Below are 14,720 nucleotides of genomic sequence, written 5' to 3'. Positions count from 1 at the left end.
CCAGTTAAATAAGAACCTATGAGCACTACCTCCCTTACCAGTAAGAATCCGTTGAAGAGCAATAAGAAATTCACGTGGATTTTCTTCACCGTTTTAATCGCCCTTATTGTTATTTCTGGGGCTTTTCTTGCCGGTACTTTCATTCACTCGGCAAACGAAGAAGCAATCGATAATGCCAAGTACACGCCGGAATTAACTGCGAAAGTGGAAAAACATACCTTCCCTGCCGAATTCGTTGAGGGTAAAGGCAAGGTTAGTCTTGGTGCATCACGCCCAGTGGTGGTGAATCCTGGTGAGGGCGGTCAAGCAGTTGTGACCGCAGTGCCACGAAACGTTACTGCTAACGCGATGAAAGCTCTGTATAAGCGTGTTGGAGCGAAGCTAGAAACCCCTCAAGCTCCGTCGCAAGGAGCCGAAAGCTCCGCACCTGCACTAACCGCAGGTGGAGGCGAAAAAGAAGGTAACGGCGTCGTCACTCAAGAAAGTGCACCAACACCAAAGCTTGCTACCACACCGCTTCCAACGATTCGCGCGGCGGAATTCCTTTCCCTTACCTCGGGGCCGGCTACGGTTGTTGAGATCGCCGGAGTCAATCACCATGTGACTGCTGAAGCGCCACTTGCACGGATTCGATCTGGTCAGGCTGTGGCAATTGCGCGTGTATCAGTTGCCTATATTGCATCGTTTGCAGTAGGAACTACGGTTGAAATCAATCAGACCGGTTCTACTCAAAAGACTCAAGCGAACATTATCGCGATGAGCGATTTCCGCCAAGCTGGGCAAACAGCAGAAGATTCTGTTCCAGGTTACGACGTTACCGCCTCGATCCCTGCCGAAGCTTTCCAAGAAGGGCAAAGTGTTACATTGACGGCCACGAGCACCAAGACCCTCGCTGAGGGGATCGCGGTGCCGATCACCGCTTTGCGCGAAGATGCTGGGAAAACCTATGTTGTTGTGAAGACTGACGAGGGTACGAAGAAGGTTTCCGTCACCACTTCACGCACTGCGGAAGGCTTTGCCCTGATCGACGGCGATGCACTCAAAATCGGCGACGTTGTGGTTTTGGCGCAATGAGTATTCTTCGACTGCGTGATATACGCAAAACCTATAACGTAACGCCGCCTGTTCCGGTTCTTCACGGCGTCGACCTTGATGTCGAGGCAGGCGAGAAGGTAGCGATCTTGGGCTACTCGGGAGCAGGAAAGTCTACCTTGCTCAATATTATGGGGCTGCTTGACGTTCCAAGCTCAGGTAGCTATGAACTTGCTGGTTACGAAACTGAAACGCTCAAACCGCACGACCATGATCGCCTACGTGCTGATGTGCTCGGTTTCATCTTCCAGGACTATCACGTGCTTGGGTATCGCACCGTAGCTGAAAACCTTGATCTGAAGCTTTCGATTGCGAAAATTCCGCACGCTGGGCGTGAACAAGCAATCGATCGAGCACTTCAGGACGTGGGTTTAACCGAGCGCAAACATTCGCTTTCACGTCTCCTTTCAGGCGGTGAAAAGCAGCGTTTGGCTATTGCTAGGGCAATTATCACCCGACCGCGCGTCTTACTGGCTGATGAGCCTACTGGAAACCTTGACTCGGTTAATGCGCGCATCGTTTTGGACCTGTTTGATCAGCAGGCGGCCAATGGTGTGGCGATCGTCGTCATCACTCACGACGAGCGTCTAGCACAGTGGGCAGACCGCGCAGTTCACCTTCGGGACGGGAAGATCGATGAGTAAACCTAACAAGAAAATGTTTCACCGCCCACGCATGAAAACGTCGCGCTCCCACGTCAAGAAAATCAGGATCCCGATCCAACGGGCTGCTTGACCTAATTGTTGACGTAGCGATTGAGTTGCGCGCACGAATGGCACGCACTGTGTTGATGATTAGCGCCGTAGCACTCAGCACCGGCGCATTGCTCGCTTCGGTTGGAATTGCGCAAAACGCTGCCCACCAGGTGGATGCAGACATCGCCGCCTCAACAATCAACCAGGTTTTGGTGAAACCCGCAGAAAAAGCTGTACCTCCACAATCACCTGAAGATGTGCAGGCAGGAAAGATTCAACGCTTTTTACCTGCCGACGCCGAAGCTCGCCTTCACACCATACATACAGTTGAAGCTGCTGGACGGAAGCTTACAGTGCCAGCAGGGTCACCCGTGGGAAAGATCGGGCGACCACTAGCCAAAGTGGAAGAAGCACGTCTGGAACTTGCGGGTGTGAATGAAGAGTATTTGGATGCTGCGGAAATAAAGAAACCCGCTCTTGCTTGGATGCTTAACGGCACTCAACCAGTTGCTTTCCTGGGTCCAGACGCGGCAAAGCTTCTCCAAATCCCTGAAACAAACCGCCTTGAAGGGCTCACGATCAGGATCGGAAATGAAGACTACTCGGTGGGAGGTTTTATCCATGGACCCGACGGTTCAAGTAACGACGTCTATATCCCATTCGAAAATGGCCTCAACCTCACGAAAACCGACAAAGAATGTGAAATCCTGATTCGAACCAAAATCGGTGCCGGGTCACAGGTTTCCAACGCTGCTAGGTTGGCTATCATGCCTCAAGCACCGGAGAAACTCGCGGTTTCACAAGTAGCTTCGGTTCAAAAGATTCGAGAGAGCGTATCCGGCCAGCTCGCACGGCAAGCAGCCTGGGTAGGAGCATTCCTGATCGTCCTTACGATCCTACTCATCGCCAACTCGATGATCGTTTCAGTCACGGCACGAACCACCGAAATTGGTGTACGGCGAGCTCTTGGTAGTTCCAGAAGCAAAGTTGCTGCCGTGTTCTGGATAGAAGGAGCGCTCACCGGAGCACTAGGAGGATTAATCGGAAGTGCGGTTTCTGCCTGCATCATGGTACTGGTTGCCGCAATCAGCGACTGGACCGCACATCTCAATCCCAGATGGATTGCTCTCGGCCCACTCCTTGGCGCGGGCGTTGGAATCATCGCTTCCGCATATCCTGCGATTCGCGCATCCGCAATCCACCCAGCAATCGCAGTGCGGTCAGATTAACTCTCGAAACCTAGTTTTCTATTTAACCACTGTAGGGTAGCTCAACAATCAAGAACTGATCCATCGGCGGCTTTGTCCGTATAGCGGAAAGTGAGATCATAGGCACCCTCCCGAGGGATACCCACTTCTGCCCCATAACCATTCCCAATAGGGTTCTGGTCTAAACCGTTAATAGCAGGTCCCCACCAGTTCCTTTAAAGTAATGAGTCTTTACGCCAATTCACATAAACTAATGGCATGGAAAGCCGTTTCACATTTCGTCCAGCAACAACAGAAGACCGTACATACATCCATCGACTCTTCTACTTAACTGATGTCTATGGAGACGAATCCAAACAAGTCAGCGAATCTTTCCAGAAACTATCGCAAGGTTATGTTTTCGATTGGGATCCTCAGCACGACGGCGGTGTCATTGTCCTTGATCCATCGGGAGCTCCCGCCGGAGGAGTTTGGTTACGTCACTGGGCAGATCGAACAGCAGTGGGTTTTGCCAACATCAGTCCTGATGTTCCGGAACTCATTATTGCCGTTGAACCACGCAATATTCACCACGGATTAGGAGTAAAACTCCTCATTGCGGCAGTGGAATTAGCACGAAGCACTGGAAGTGAGCTGCTCGCTCTGCATGTAGACCATGCCAACGACCGCGCAGTTCGGATCTATAAACGATTTGGATTCAAAGTTATGGGAACAGATCCGCTGAACACCGGCGTCGTCATGACGCTTGACCTCAACGGTATTTACTAAAGACATAGCTAACAGCTAAGCAATTTCTATTGAAGGCTTCATCACCCGAGCGAATTAGCAAAATAAGGAACGCTCGTATCTCCACAAACTGGTCTTTAACTGATTTTCTACACACCTTACAGATTCAAAGTGACACAGCGCCTCACAATCGCTTTATTTCTGCAAAACACAGTATCTGATACTGATATGATGATCTAATTGACGCTCACGTTGGCACTATGGGAAACGTTCAATCTCCGTAAATAGCGATCCGCGCGATTTCGTCAATAACCCAACTGTGGAAATCCCCCACTGGGACCAATACTCAATGAGGAGTAACAATGGCTCATAAATTTTCACGACGTATAGGGGCTGGTGTCGCAGCTCTAACACTATCTGCCGCATTGGTTACGGCAACTCCACATATCCATGCTGCGGCATCGGATATTCCCACCACCACTGCAACAACTTACCTGGTTGGTGCAGGTATCTATGACGTAACAGGTGCCGTTGCAGAAACAGGTGCTTTTGGTTACGCCTCCGGCCAAGAAATGAATGGTCTGCACGAGCGCCTATACTCTCATGCGTTTATCATTGGAGAGCAAAACACCTCTAACCGCGTGGTTATGGTAACGGTGGATACCGCTGCAATCTTCCCAAATATTCGGCTTGGCGTGCTTGAACAACTCAAGCAAAAGTACGGAGATCTATACAACAGCAATAATGTTCTTATTGCTGCTACCCATACTCATGTTGCCAATTCAGGGATGGCTATCGACCAGTTGTATCGAATCGCTGGAAATGACGGTGCTGGCTACAATTACGATCAACGCATCGTAGACACCATGATTAATGGGATCGTGGCTTCAATCGACCGTGCACACGCGAATTTACAGCCGGGCACAATCGATCTGCAGGAAGGCAAGCTTCGTGGCGCTACTAAGAACCGTTCTGTTCCTGGTTATAATGCCAACCCTGACGCCAAAGACTATGCAGATAATATTTCTCCTGAGATGACCCAACTTGCTTTCAAGTCGAGTGATGGTAAGCCACTAGGCATTCTTAATTGGTTTTCCACCCACCCAACATCATTTAACATTCATTGGACTCTAATTTCAGCAGATAATAAAGGATACGCCCAGTATATGTTCGAGCAGAAGATGGGCTCGAACCCCGCTGATCCCCATGCCTTTGTTGCCGCTTTTGCTAACTCCGCTACCGGAGACGTGGTGCCAGCTCAAGGAAACTCGGTTTCTGCCCCTGGTTTTGAAGGACTTCCTGACGACTACCAGAATGCGGAAATTGCTGGTAAACAACAGTTTGATAAAGCAGTTGAGCTATATGAAAAAGGAGGAAAGGCACTTTCTGGACCAATCGAAGCTCGCACTCGATACGTCAAACTCCCTGGTTATACCGTTCATGCCCAGTACACGAACGGCGAGGGAGAGAAACAACTTTGCACTTCAGCCCGCGGATTCTCCTTCGCTCCTGGTGGTGAAAATGGACCTTCCAACATCCCCGGCGTCTACGAAGGAATGACAAAGGGAAGCTTTGACGTTGTTGCCACCGCAGATAAGATCGATCAAGCGATCGCCGGAACTGTAATCAGGATGGTTGGGAAGGTTATTTCTCTTGGTGATGACCCTTGCCAAGCAGAAAAACCAATCCTCGTTGCTGATGGCAAATTGGGCTGGACTCCTACTGTTCTCCCGCTCCAGATTGTTCGAATCGGAAATCTCGCCGTACTTGGAGTCCCAGTTGAAGCAACCACGATGTCTTCACGTCACATGCGTGCAAACGTTGCCAAGATTCTTGCCAACGACGGCGTAGATTCCGTTGTACTAGCAGGACTTGCAAACGGTTATGGCGGATATCTGGCTACCCGCGCAGAGTACGCCACGCAGCAGTACGAAGGAGCATCCACCGAATTTGGACCGCATCAACTGGGTGCATTTATGCAAGAGCTTGATGGACTCGCCAACGCGATCATAAACAATTCCCCTGTTTACGACGACGCTCTGCCAAAGCTCCCAGACACACGCGCATGGTTACAGCGTCCCGGCGTCGCCTTTGACGATAAACCTGCTCAGGAGATCTTCGGTCAGGTTTTAGTCCAGCCTCAGCCGCTTTACCACCCAGGCGACAAGGCGAGTGCGGTTTTCCGCGGAGCGCATCCGAAGAACAACTATCGCACTATGAACACCTTCCTCAAAGTTCAAAAGTACGAGAACAATCAGTGGGTCGATTACTTAACAGATCGCGATTGGGATACTAGTTTTATTTGGCAGCGCGAAGGTGGCGCATACTCACGCAACACCGTTGAATGGAGAATTCGAAACAACACTCCTTCTGGCATTTATCGCCTTGTTCAGATGGGCGATTGGAAGAACGGCTGGAACGGCTCTATCACTCCATACGAGGGAGCATCAGTAGCCTTCGAAGTTCGTTGATTTAGTTCAGAGAACCTCAGCTTTAATATTGACGATCACCGTAGCTAGGTTTTCACAGTGGTGAATTCTGCTTTGCTCGCCCCCCCCCCATTGAGGTGGTAGCACAACTCCTTTTGGGTGGTGCAAACACCGGCAATCGATGTTTGCACCACCCAAAAGCATTTGCAAAGATTCTTCTATGAGTAATTTCCGAAGCACCGGCCTAGATGCCGGTCTGCACTTCCTAGCTGACAGGGTTCGAGGTAGGATCCAGGAGAGTTCATCACAACCTATATTCGTGGCAATCGATGGGCGCAGCGGTTCCGGAAAATCTACTTTTGCTCAGGAATTAGCTAAAGAGCTCACCTCGTACAATATTCCATCTTTAACAATCGAAGTTGAAGAGTGGGCACAGGGATGGTTTGACCTTCGAGGAGCTGTTGACCGAGTAACATCAATCGTTGAAGCACTGCGAAATTCTACAGGAGTTGAAACACAACGTTGGAATTGGGTATCCGAACAATGGAACCAAACGGAAACCCTCTTTCGCCATCCTGTGACGATTGTGGCTGGCTGTGGTGCTGGCCTAACTCAATGTGACTACACTGTGTGGATCGAAGCTCCAGAAGAGCTCAGGCTTTCGCGAGTTCAGAATCGCGATGATTACGACTGGAGCGAATTTTGGCAGGTGTGGGCAGATCAGGAATCTGAGCTCTATCAAATCTATGACGTACCTGCTCACGCAGATTATCAACTTAGCACTTCAAGCGGTCCCAACTATCCCTAATTAACTACGCTTATCTATGAACGCACAGGTATGGTTTCCCGAGGCAGAAATGTTCCCATCGTGACGATAGAACATAAAATTATATGTCACAAACGATGCTGATTGCGTCACCTTTGTTGCAACACAATATACTCGCCCCTGCTTTGCCGGCCGGTGGTGATTGACTGTAATCGAAATCCCAACTGCAGTCTTCCCTTCGGGTGCAGCCAAAACTGCAGCGGTAGAACCCGTCGTCTCCCCTAAAAGCGCGGTAGATCCGCCATTCATGATCCCCATGAACTGCCGAAACCCGTCAACGGGAAGGGAACAAATCATTAGGTTCGGATCTATAACGTGCGCGCGCAACCCTTGTGAGACGACGTCGGCTCCAGTCATATCACCCAGATCGCTCGTTACGTCTGGGAGTGATGCAAAAAATTCCGCCCGTTTTTCGGGAGCAGTATTTGGCTGTAAAACTATTTCAATATCCACGCGAATCCTAACCTCTGGTCAGTATTTTACCCAAACAACAGTCAAACAACGCTACTGGGTGAACCGTTATTACTACAGTCCCTAGCTGAAAGATGCACCAACATATGCAACCAAGCAAACCACAACCGTCACAACAAGACCTAGTAGCAGCGGTCTGAATCCAACTTTCCTAAGCTCAGCAACTTTCACTCCACACCCAAGCCCAAACATTGCCGCAGCAAGCAGGAAAGTTTGGAGATATTTAATAACACCGAGCACCGGTGAAGGAACTAGCCCCAAGGTAGCAATCACAGACGCTCCAATAAATCCTGCTACAAAAAGAGGAATAATTGGCGGGTTCTTTTGGGGGTCTCCCGCGCGTTGCACTCCTAGACGTGGTGCCAAGAGGCCAACAAAAGCAATGACCGGAGCAAGCATCAGCACACGTGCAAGCTTAACTATTACAGCGGTCTTGACGATCCCGCTGCCGGTAATCCCCGCTGCAGCTACAACCTGTGCAACCTCATGGATGGAAGCGCCTTCCCAAATTCCTGCAGTATGGGCATCCATACCAATCAGTCCAGCCAGCGCAGGAGCTACAAAGATCATCGCTGTTCCGAATAAAACAACGAGCGCGACGGCAGTTGCTACGTCGCGCTCGTCGGCTTCAATCGACCCATCCATACCGGCAACCGCAGCTGCACCACAGATCGAAAATCCGCAACCGATAAGTAAAGATAGCGTTGGGGCAATCCGTAATACACGGCCAAGAATTACTGAAACAGTAATACCGAGTCCCACCACACATATCACTGTAATAAGTACGCCCCACCCTAATTTCACAATATCGGTGAGCACCAACTGAACCCCTAGCAGAACAATACCTATGCGCAACCAGCGCTTGGAAACGATCGATAACCCCGCATCCATGCTTACACGAAGGAGATTCATATTCCTGGCAATAATTCCAAAGATAATAGCAAGGAGCAGTGCGCTGAGTGCAGGTACCTGACTGTTGATCAGAACCGCCAAGATTGCCATTGCAGACGCAGTAGCGAACCCAGGCCCATATTGGTGAAGATATTCAGTTATTTTTGTTGGAGCATTATTCACATCACTTAGTATACGCTCCAGCTTTACGCCACAATTTAGCCCTGACGGCCCTTCATCCGTGGATTTTGCTTATTGATAACGTAGATGCGACCGCGGCGTCGAACCACTTGCGCACCTGGCTGATTTACTAGAGATTTAAGCGATGCACGTACCTTCACTTCGCCGCCTTCTTTCCATAACGACGCTGGAATTTCTCAACACGTCCAGCGGTATCCACGATTCGTCCCTTACCTGTCCAGAAAGGATGAGAAGCAGACGATACTTCTACGTCAATAACTGGATAAGTGTTTCCATCTTCCCATTCGATTGTGCGATCGGATGTGACTGTTGAACGGGTAAGGAATGCGAAATCTGCACTACGGTCACGGAAAACGACCGGATGATAATCAGGATGAATATTTGGTTTCATGGTCTCTTCCTCTCACCACGACGACTTACGGATGCCTGGCAGTTCGCCACGTGAAGCCATCTCGCGGAACCGAACACGTGAGATACCAGCTTTACGAAGGTATCCGCGTGGACGTCCGTCAACCGCATCACGGTTGCGTACACGGGTAGGTGACGCATCTCGGGGTAGACGATGCAAAGCAAGCATCGCTTCTTCACGCTCTTCCTGGCTAAGGTGCGGATTTACGCTCGCAGCCTTGAGTTCAGCACGCTTTGCAGCGTACCGTTCAACCATAAGAATTCGACGGTTATTCTTTTCAATCTTTGATTTCTTAGCCATTAACGCGATTCCTTAAACTCAACGTGCTTGCGCACCATTGGGTCGTACTTCTTCAGCACCATACGCTCAGGGTTGTTGCGACGGTTCTTGCGGGTGACGTAGGTATAACCAGTTCCCGCCGTCGACACTAACTTAATAATCGGGCGAATATCTTTTGCTTTTGCAGCCATTAGAATTTCTCCCCTCGAGCAATCATTTCCGCAACAACAGAATCGATACCACGCTTATCAATGGTCTTAATCCCTGTTGTTGAAACGGTTAACGTAATTTTTCGCCCCAACGAAGGTACAAAATAGTGCTTGGTCTGCAGGTTCGGATCCCAGCGACGGCGCGTTTTACGGTGAGAATGCGAAACCGCATTCCCGAAGGACGGCTTCTTTCCAGTAACTTGGCAATATGTAGTCATACATGGCACTATATAGAATGGTTCCCATTACTGCAATCTGGAGTGATTTATATGACGCAACATTCACTAGGCATCATTTCTACGCTTGACGAAGGCATCAGGGACCTCACAGCACTCATCCTAGCCGCCGATGGTGCGAGCATCTTCACCGGTTCCTTCACCGAAGATACTCAGATCAAGATATCTCGGCTCTCACCCTTAGATGAAGATGAATCTTACTTCTTCCCCATCTCAGAAGACTGCGCGACCTGCGCTTTACGTGCAGCGATCATAAAATTCACTCTTGAACGATGCGATTCAGATGTTGAAACACTGCTTTTCCTACCACCAGGAATCGAGCTCATTCACCTCATGCCTGGCCTAAGTGCCGAGCTCGACGAACTACCAGAACACCCAATCAAGCTCCTCGGCGTCACTCACATCATCGATTCAGATACTGCTAGCGACGACCTCCTTGGACATCGTGAGCTTAAAGACCTGAACGCTGAACTTTTCGATGGTGATGACCGCTGCCTTGCCGAGGTTCACCTCATGAATCTTGGATACGCAGACGTCATCCTTACACTCGGTTCCGAAACTGGACTCGGTCAGGAACTGATTGAACACCTCCGCCCACACAACGTTCTTTTGCTCAACGGCGTAGATAAACCACTCCTTGACGTTATCCGAAAAATTGAACACGACCCAGCTACGAACATTGACCATATTCACCCAGCAACAACTCAAGCCTGGGGAGGTCCTGATTCGCACGGCACCTGGACTCTTGACCTATACTCTGAAAAACCTTTCCACCCAGAACGACTTCGCTCAATGGTTGCCGACCTTGCAGGCAAAGACGTATGCGCTCGCGGTTGTTTCTGGCTCCCATCACGTCCAGATCGCATCTGTTCATGGGAAGTTATTGGCGGAACCGTTAGTGTTGGCGACGCCGGACGCTGGTCCGAACTTATCGTTTCCGAAGACGACGCCCCTCTTTCCCCTCGTTGTCACCTGATCGTGACTGGAGTTGGCAATAAAGAAATCTGTGAACAGATTGAAACCGCATTTCATGCGATCCTCATCGAAGACCCTGAGGATGCATATGCTTGGATAGGTGCTGACGACGGTTTAGGAGCTTGGTTCGGCGAATAATATTCGCACCAAAATCACTTAACATACACTCCATTCACCGCACAGAACCACAACGCTTACACCCAAAACCAACATATTGATATGTATCAATATGTTGGTTAGGATGGCTTTACCAACGGTCAATAAAGGAACAAAATGCCATCCATCTGTTGCAACACTGGCGTATGCGGAACCAACATCGATCAAGCACCGTTACATTTACCGCCGATGTAAAAGCCCTTCAAAAAGCGGGTGTAGATATCAAACGGGCAAATCTTGCAACCGATCCCACTAAATTCGGTGAGGACCAAACCGTTATCACCTTTATGAATACGGCAGGATCAGAAGGACTTCCTTTAATATTAGTGGATGGTGTTACCGTTGTTGCCGGACGTTACCCGAGTCGCGATGAACTCTGCCACTGGGCTCAGTGCTATGAACCAGGAGCGGAAGCCCACGAATCTTGTTGCTCAGCCAACAAACTTAAAGAAGCACCAAGATGATTGAGGTCATCTCAACCCCAAGCACCGGTTGCTGTGGAGCAAATTCGTGCTGCAATAGATGATGCGCCCCTCCATCTTTTCTTCACTGGAAAAGGAGGGGGTTGGAAAAACTTCGATCGCCTGCGCAACCGCAATTGCACTTGCCGATTCCGGTAAGCACGTTCTCCTAGTTTCCACCGATCCTGCTAGCAATATCGGCGAAGCCCTCAATAGTACAGTGACATCAACATTGACACCGGTAGATGGCGTAGCAAATCTGGATGCAGTTGACATCAACCCACAAGATCCAGCACAACGCTACCGCGATCGGATTCTTGCTCCTGTGCGTAGCTTTCTCCCTCAGAAAGAAATCAACACAATTACCGAGCAACTTTTACCGAGCAACTTTCAGGATCATGCACTACCGAAATAGCTTCTTTTAACGAATTCACCTCCCTGTTAGTGGCAGATTTCAACAAAGTTCCATATGATCACATCGTCTTTGATACCGCACCAACTGGGCACACAATCCGTTTGCTACAACTTCCAGGTGACTGGACCAGTTATCTCGATGAGGAAAAGGAGATACCTCCTGCCTCGGTCCTCTGAGTAGACTAGAAAAGAACCGCACCACCTACCGTCAAGCCCTTGATATGCTTAAAGATCCATCATCGAGCACAGTTGTGCTGGTAACTAGGGCACAGAAACAAGCAATTGAGGAAGCCAGCAGAACCAGTTAGGAATTGCGGATGCTAGGTATTAATCCTGCGTATTTGGTTATTAATGCGCTGCTTCCCCAGGCTTCAACCGCAGAGCCCACTTCTCATATTTCCTCGCCGCTCGCCGACGATGTTCCAAACCTATCGGTTCGTTCCATTAACCCATAAGAGGCTACAAATAACTATCGTCGTGAAGTACTGAACTCTAAAGGTGCTTCACTTGACGACGCCGGACGTACCGCTCTCGAAGAAGACCTACGAAGCCCATGTACTGAGGAAATCGCCGTCTTCAATGAATTCTCAAAGGTAATTAAGAAGGCAGATAATCAATTCGTCATCATAGACATCGCACCGACGGGGCACACGCTCCTACTTATTGACGCAACCGGAGTCTATCACCGCGAACTTCTTCGTCATGATTCAGGAGACAACAGGCACGAATCAGTTGAAACTCCACTTATGCGCCTACAAAATCCTGACAAACCCAAGCTCATTATCGTCACTTTGCCTGAGCAAACTCCAGTAAGTGAAGCAAAACAACTCGTTAGCGACCTTGATCGAGCAGATGTCCATCCCTGGGCATGGGTAATCAACAATTCCTTGGTCGCCGCGAAGCTAAAGTCATCGCTTTTACGCCATCGAGCTATCGCCAAACATCGAGCAATAGAAAGCGTGGTAGAAGCCAGCGAACGGTACGCAATCATCCAAACTTTCCCAAAAGAACCTATCGGCGTCGCGAAACTCGAACTATTTCTTGGGCTCAAGTGAAACTGGAAGAGCTGCCCCATCCTTAAGAGCTTTCTGGACCTCGGTAACGAACAGCGGGTTTCCGTCGGGATTTGGATGAGTGCGGTCACGGTAGACCGAACCGGGATTTTGTTCAACGATTGAGTACCAGTCAGCTATCGTTACCTGGTTTGGATAGCGGTCTTTTGCACGAGCAATAGCAGCGTTAGCTTCTGGAATCCACGTGGTACGGGCAGTTCCATGACCTGTGATAAGTACCAACACCCGGTCGGAACCAATTTCTTGGATCCAGCGATCGATATCAGAATCACGAATAACTCCGTTATTCGCAACCCCAACCACAACATAGTGACGAAGCGTTCCAGCTTCTAGATGCTGTTGAATCAGTGGAGAAATCGAATGCTGCGAACGGTTTTTCTGACCATCAACGATAATGCCTGGCCATTTATTAGCCATCACCGGGTCAACCATCGCGATCACTGAATCACCCAAAACAGTGATGTTTTCGCCTGAAACCTCTGCCTCAGGCTTGAGCTTCCCTTTCGAATGAGGAGCCGTAGTCGAACCGTTGTGATGCTGATTTGAATTTGATTGCGGCGCTGGTGGAGTTCCTTGATTCTGCCCTTCTTGCTGAGCGGCGATTTCTTCACTCTTTTCGAAGCCTGCTTCAACTTCCGACTCAGTCGGAGCCACAATTAGCGCATAGATGAAGATCAAGGTGCAAACAGCCGCACCGAATAGACGCATGCCTGCCAGCCACTTCTTGGTGAGAACAGAAGAATCACCGTCATTTGCTTGGCGCATAGATGAAACTTGAGTGCGCAGAACTCCAAACCAAAGCTTGAGAGTTGCGAAAATACCGTTATAACGCATGGGGTTTTCCACGAAACGGAAGCTGAAAGCAGCCGCCGTAAGCGAAATCGTACCCACCACCGTCGTCGTGAGAACTGGGTGAGCGTCTGGGAAAACCGTCTGCCAGATAACAACTGCGGGCCAGTGCCACAGGTAGATTCCGTAGGAGCGCTCTCCCAGCCAGGTTAAAATCCGAAGATCTAAGAACGAACGAAGCCTCCATGCTAGGGACCCATGTTGCTGGTAGGGAGCAGTCATTCCGAATATGATCAAGGTTGTTGAAACCACTGTGAGGAGCATACCCCACGGATAGGTAAACGGATCACCACCATCGATGAAGATGAATCCAAAGATAATGCCAACTAGACCGAGGAAACCCAAGGCACCCATAATATTCGGCGAAACCACCGGCCGATCATAGGGGCCAGGTTCAAGCACCGAGCCGGCAAAGAGCGCAGTTGCGGCACCGATCATCAAACCGAAAGCGTGCGAATCCGTTCCCATGTAAGCTCGGGTAACGTCACCCCCACCCGAAGTCAGGTAGACCATCAAGCCAGCCGAAAACAGTGCCAAAAGAAGCGGAAAAGAAACCTCCAGCACCCTGTTCAGACGCCACAGGATGAGCATGATAAGTGGCCACACAATGTAGAACTGCTGCTCAACCGCAAGAGTCCACATATTTGTAAGAAGGCGTGGTGATCCCTGTTCAAAGTATGCAGACCCAGTTCCGATTGCCACCCAGTTATAGGTAAAAGTAAAGGCACCCACCACTTGGCTACGGAGTTTAACTAAAATATCGGTGTCGATTAACGCAGCAATCGGAACAGTTACGAAAACAGCTGTGAACACCGCAGGAAAAAGCCTGCGCCAACGACGAAGCCAGAACCGTCCAATTCGAACGGTTTCAAAGTGAGTGAGGTCCTTGACAAGAAGTGACGTAATCAGAAAACCAGATAGGACGAAGAAAACGTCGACGCCAAGGAATCCTCCGGGAAGCAAAGTTGCCCAAGTGTGGTAGATGAGGACGGCAATGCAGGCAATCGCTCGTACACCATCAAGACCACCTAAGCGGAACGGTTCCACTGATGGTTTCGAGTTGTTATCCGATTGCTGTTCAATGCGCATTGTGCTCGTTCGTCCTCCCACCAAGTAAGTC

At 49.7% G+C, this 14,720-nt stretch carries 20 protein-coding genes and 1 pseudogene; 13 read left to right on the top strand and 8 right to left on the bottom strand.

Translation table 11 applies throughout. The features are described from left to right. Positions 1 to 18: 18 nt before the first annotated feature. The 6 genes from EIH22_RS04495 (at position 19) to EIH22_RS04470 (ending at position 6,958) form a co-directional block, all read left to right on the top strand. Complete coding sequence (locus tag EIH22_RS04495; protein ID WP_124054571.1) at positions 19 to 1,074, top strand: efflux RND transporter periplasmic adaptor subunit; 1,056 nt, start codon at positions 19 to 21, stop codon at positions 1,072 to 1,074. Then, positions 1,071 to 1,736 carry an ABC transporter ATP-binding protein gene (locus EIH22_RS04490; RefSeq protein WP_124054570.1) on the top strand — a complete coding sequence of 222 codons (666 nt, stop codon included), beginning with the start codon at positions 1,071 to 1,073 and terminating at the stop codon, positions 1,734 to 1,736. The genes EIH22_RS04495 and EIH22_RS04490 overlap by 4 nt, the downstream gene beginning before the upstream one ends. Positions 1,737 to 1,864: 128 nt before the next feature. Next, positions 1,865 to 3,016, top strand: coding sequence for an ABC transporter permease (locus EIH22_RS04485; protein ID WP_124054569.1), 1,152 nt, complete (start codon positions 1,865 to 1,867; stop codon positions 3,014 to 3,016). Positions 3,017 to 3,253: 237 nt separating this feature from the next. Next, positions 3,254 to 3,763, top strand: coding sequence for a GNAT family N-acetyltransferase (locus tag EIH22_RS04480; RefSeq protein WP_124054568.1), 510 nt, complete (start codon positions 3,254 to 3,256; stop codon positions 3,761 to 3,763). Between the two features lie 320 nt (positions 3,764 to 4,083). Beyond that, on the top strand, positions 4,084 to 6,192 hold the full coding sequence (locus tag EIH22_RS04475; protein WP_124054567.1) for a neutral/alkaline non-lysosomal ceramidase N-terminal domain-containing protein: 2,109 nt from the start codon (positions 4,084 to 4,086) through the stop codon (positions 6,190 to 6,192). Between the two features lie 178 nt (positions 6,193 to 6,370). Beyond that, complete coding sequence (locus EIH22_RS04470) at positions 6,371 to 6,958, top strand: AAA family ATPase (protein WP_160149021.1); 588 nt, start codon at positions 6,371 to 6,373, stop codon at positions 6,956 to 6,958. Here EIH22_RS04470 and EIH22_RS04465 read toward each other — a convergent pair whose 3' ends face one another. The 7 genes from EIH22_RS04465 to rpmB all read right to left on the bottom strand — a co-directional run bounded on the left by EIH22_RS04465 (position 6,959) and on the right by rpmB (position 9,654). Continuing rightward, complete coding sequence (locus tag EIH22_RS04465; protein WP_124054565.1) at positions 6,959 to 7,429, bottom strand: PaaI family thioesterase; 471 nt, start codon at positions 7,427 to 7,429, stop codon at positions 6,959 to 6,961. An 81-nt stretch (positions 7,430 to 7,510) separates the two neighbouring features. After that, positions 7,511 to 8,521, bottom strand: a complete 1,011-nt coding sequence (locus EIH22_RS04460; protein ID WP_124054564.1) for a YeiH family protein — start codon at positions 8,519 to 8,521, stop codon at positions 7,511 to 7,513. Between the two features lie 35 nt (positions 8,522 to 8,556). Further along, positions 8,557 to 8,679, bottom strand: a complete 123-nt coding sequence (gene ykgO / locus EIH22_RS04455; protein ID WP_124054563.1) for a type B 50S ribosomal protein L36 — start codon at positions 8,677 to 8,679, stop codon at positions 8,557 to 8,559. Beyond that, positions 8,676 to 8,930 (bottom strand): type B 50S ribosomal protein L31, encoded by a 255-nt coding sequence (locus EIH22_RS04450; RefSeq protein WP_124054562.1) that lies wholly within the window; start codon positions 8,928 to 8,930, stop codon positions 8,676 to 8,678. Before EIH22_RS04450 ends, ykgO begins: the two co-directional genes overlap by 4 nt. Before the next feature lie 12 nt (positions 8,931 to 8,942). Then, the gene (gene rpsN / locus EIH22_RS04445) at positions 8,943 to 9,248 is read right to left on the bottom strand and encodes a 30S ribosomal protein S14 (RefSeq protein WP_124054561.1); all 306 of its coding nucleotides are present in this window, start codon (positions 9,246 to 9,248) and stop codon (positions 8,943 to 8,945) included. After that, complete coding sequence (gene rpmG, locus EIH22_RS04440) at positions 9,248 to 9,418, bottom strand: 50S ribosomal protein L33 (protein WP_124054560.1); 171 nt, start codon at positions 9,416 to 9,418, stop codon at positions 9,248 to 9,250. The genes rpsN and rpmG overlap by 1 nt, the downstream gene beginning before the upstream one ends. Beyond that, positions 9,418 to 9,654 (bottom strand): 50S ribosomal protein L28, encoded by a 237-nt coding sequence (gene rpmB, locus EIH22_RS04435; protein WP_124054559.1) that lies wholly within the window; start codon positions 9,652 to 9,654, stop codon positions 9,418 to 9,420. Before rpmB ends, rpmG begins: the two co-directional genes overlap by 1 nt. A gap of 51 nt (positions 9,655 to 9,705) precedes the next feature. Between rpmB and EIH22_RS04430 the strand changes: the two genes are divergently transcribed. The 7 genes and pseudogenes from EIH22_RS04430 to EIH22_RS09180 all read left to right on the top strand — a co-directional run bounded on the left by EIH22_RS04430 (position 9,706) and on the right by EIH22_RS09180 (position 12,733). After that, on the top strand, positions 9,706 to 10,785 hold the full coding sequence (locus EIH22_RS04430; protein WP_160149020.1) for a CobW C-terminal domain-containing protein: 1,080 nt from the start codon (positions 9,706 to 9,708) through the stop codon (positions 10,783 to 10,785). A 164-nt stretch (positions 10,786 to 10,949) separates the two neighbouring features. Continuing rightward, on the top strand, positions 10,950 to 11,267 hold the full coding sequence (locus EIH22_RS04425; RefSeq protein WP_200829165.1) for an arsenic metallochaperone ArsD family protein: 318 nt from the start codon (positions 10,950 to 10,952) through the stop codon (positions 11,265 to 11,267). A gap of 58 nt (positions 11,268 to 11,325) precedes the next feature. Then, positions 11,326 to 11,679: an ArsA-related P-loop ATPase gene (locus EIH22_RS09200; protein ID WP_124054557.1), complete on the top strand. Its 354-nt coding sequence runs from the start codon at positions 11,326 to 11,328 to the stop codon at positions 11,677 to 11,679. Positions 11,680 to 11,708: 29 nt separating this feature from the next. Then, a complete protein-coding gene (locus EIH22_RS09195; protein ID WP_456061855.1) occupies positions 11,709 to 11,855 on the top strand; it encodes an ArsA-related P-loop ATPase in 147 nt (48 codons plus the stop codon). A 140-nt stretch (positions 11,856 to 11,995) separates the two neighbouring features. Continuing rightward, on the top strand, positions 11,996 to 12,133 hold the full coding sequence (locus tag EIH22_RS09190) for a hypothetical protein (protein ID WP_327537484.1): 138 nt from the start codon (positions 11,996 to 11,998) through the stop codon (positions 12,131 to 12,133). A 30-nt stretch (positions 12,134 to 12,163) separates the two neighbouring features. Then, a pseudogene (locus EIH22_RS09185) lies at positions 12,164 to 12,310 on the top strand (hypothetical protein); the annotation flags it as partial. A 114-nt stretch (positions 12,311 to 12,424) separates the two neighbouring features. After that, complete coding sequence (locus tag EIH22_RS09180; protein WP_124054555.1) at positions 12,425 to 12,733, top strand: hypothetical protein; 309 nt, start codon at positions 12,425 to 12,427, stop codon at positions 12,731 to 12,733. Here EIH22_RS09180 and EIH22_RS04395 read toward each other — a convergent pair. Then, positions 12,713 to 14,689: an acyltransferase family protein gene (locus tag EIH22_RS04395; protein WP_235001770.1), complete on the bottom strand. Its 1,977-nt coding sequence runs from the start codon at positions 14,687 to 14,689 to the stop codon at positions 12,713 to 12,715. The two genes, EIH22_RS09180 and EIH22_RS04395, sit on opposite strands and share 21 nt — an antisense overlap. Positions 14,690 to 14,720 lie beyond the last annotated feature (31 nt).

The organism is Arcanobacterium ihumii (genome assembly GCF_900604515.1).
GTDB lineage: Bacteria > Actinomycetota > Actinomycetes > Actinomycetales > Actinomycetaceae > Arcanobacterium_A > Arcanobacterium_A ihumii.
Note: the sequence above shows the minus strand (reverse complement) of the source record. Positions and strands in the feature narration are given on the sequence as shown.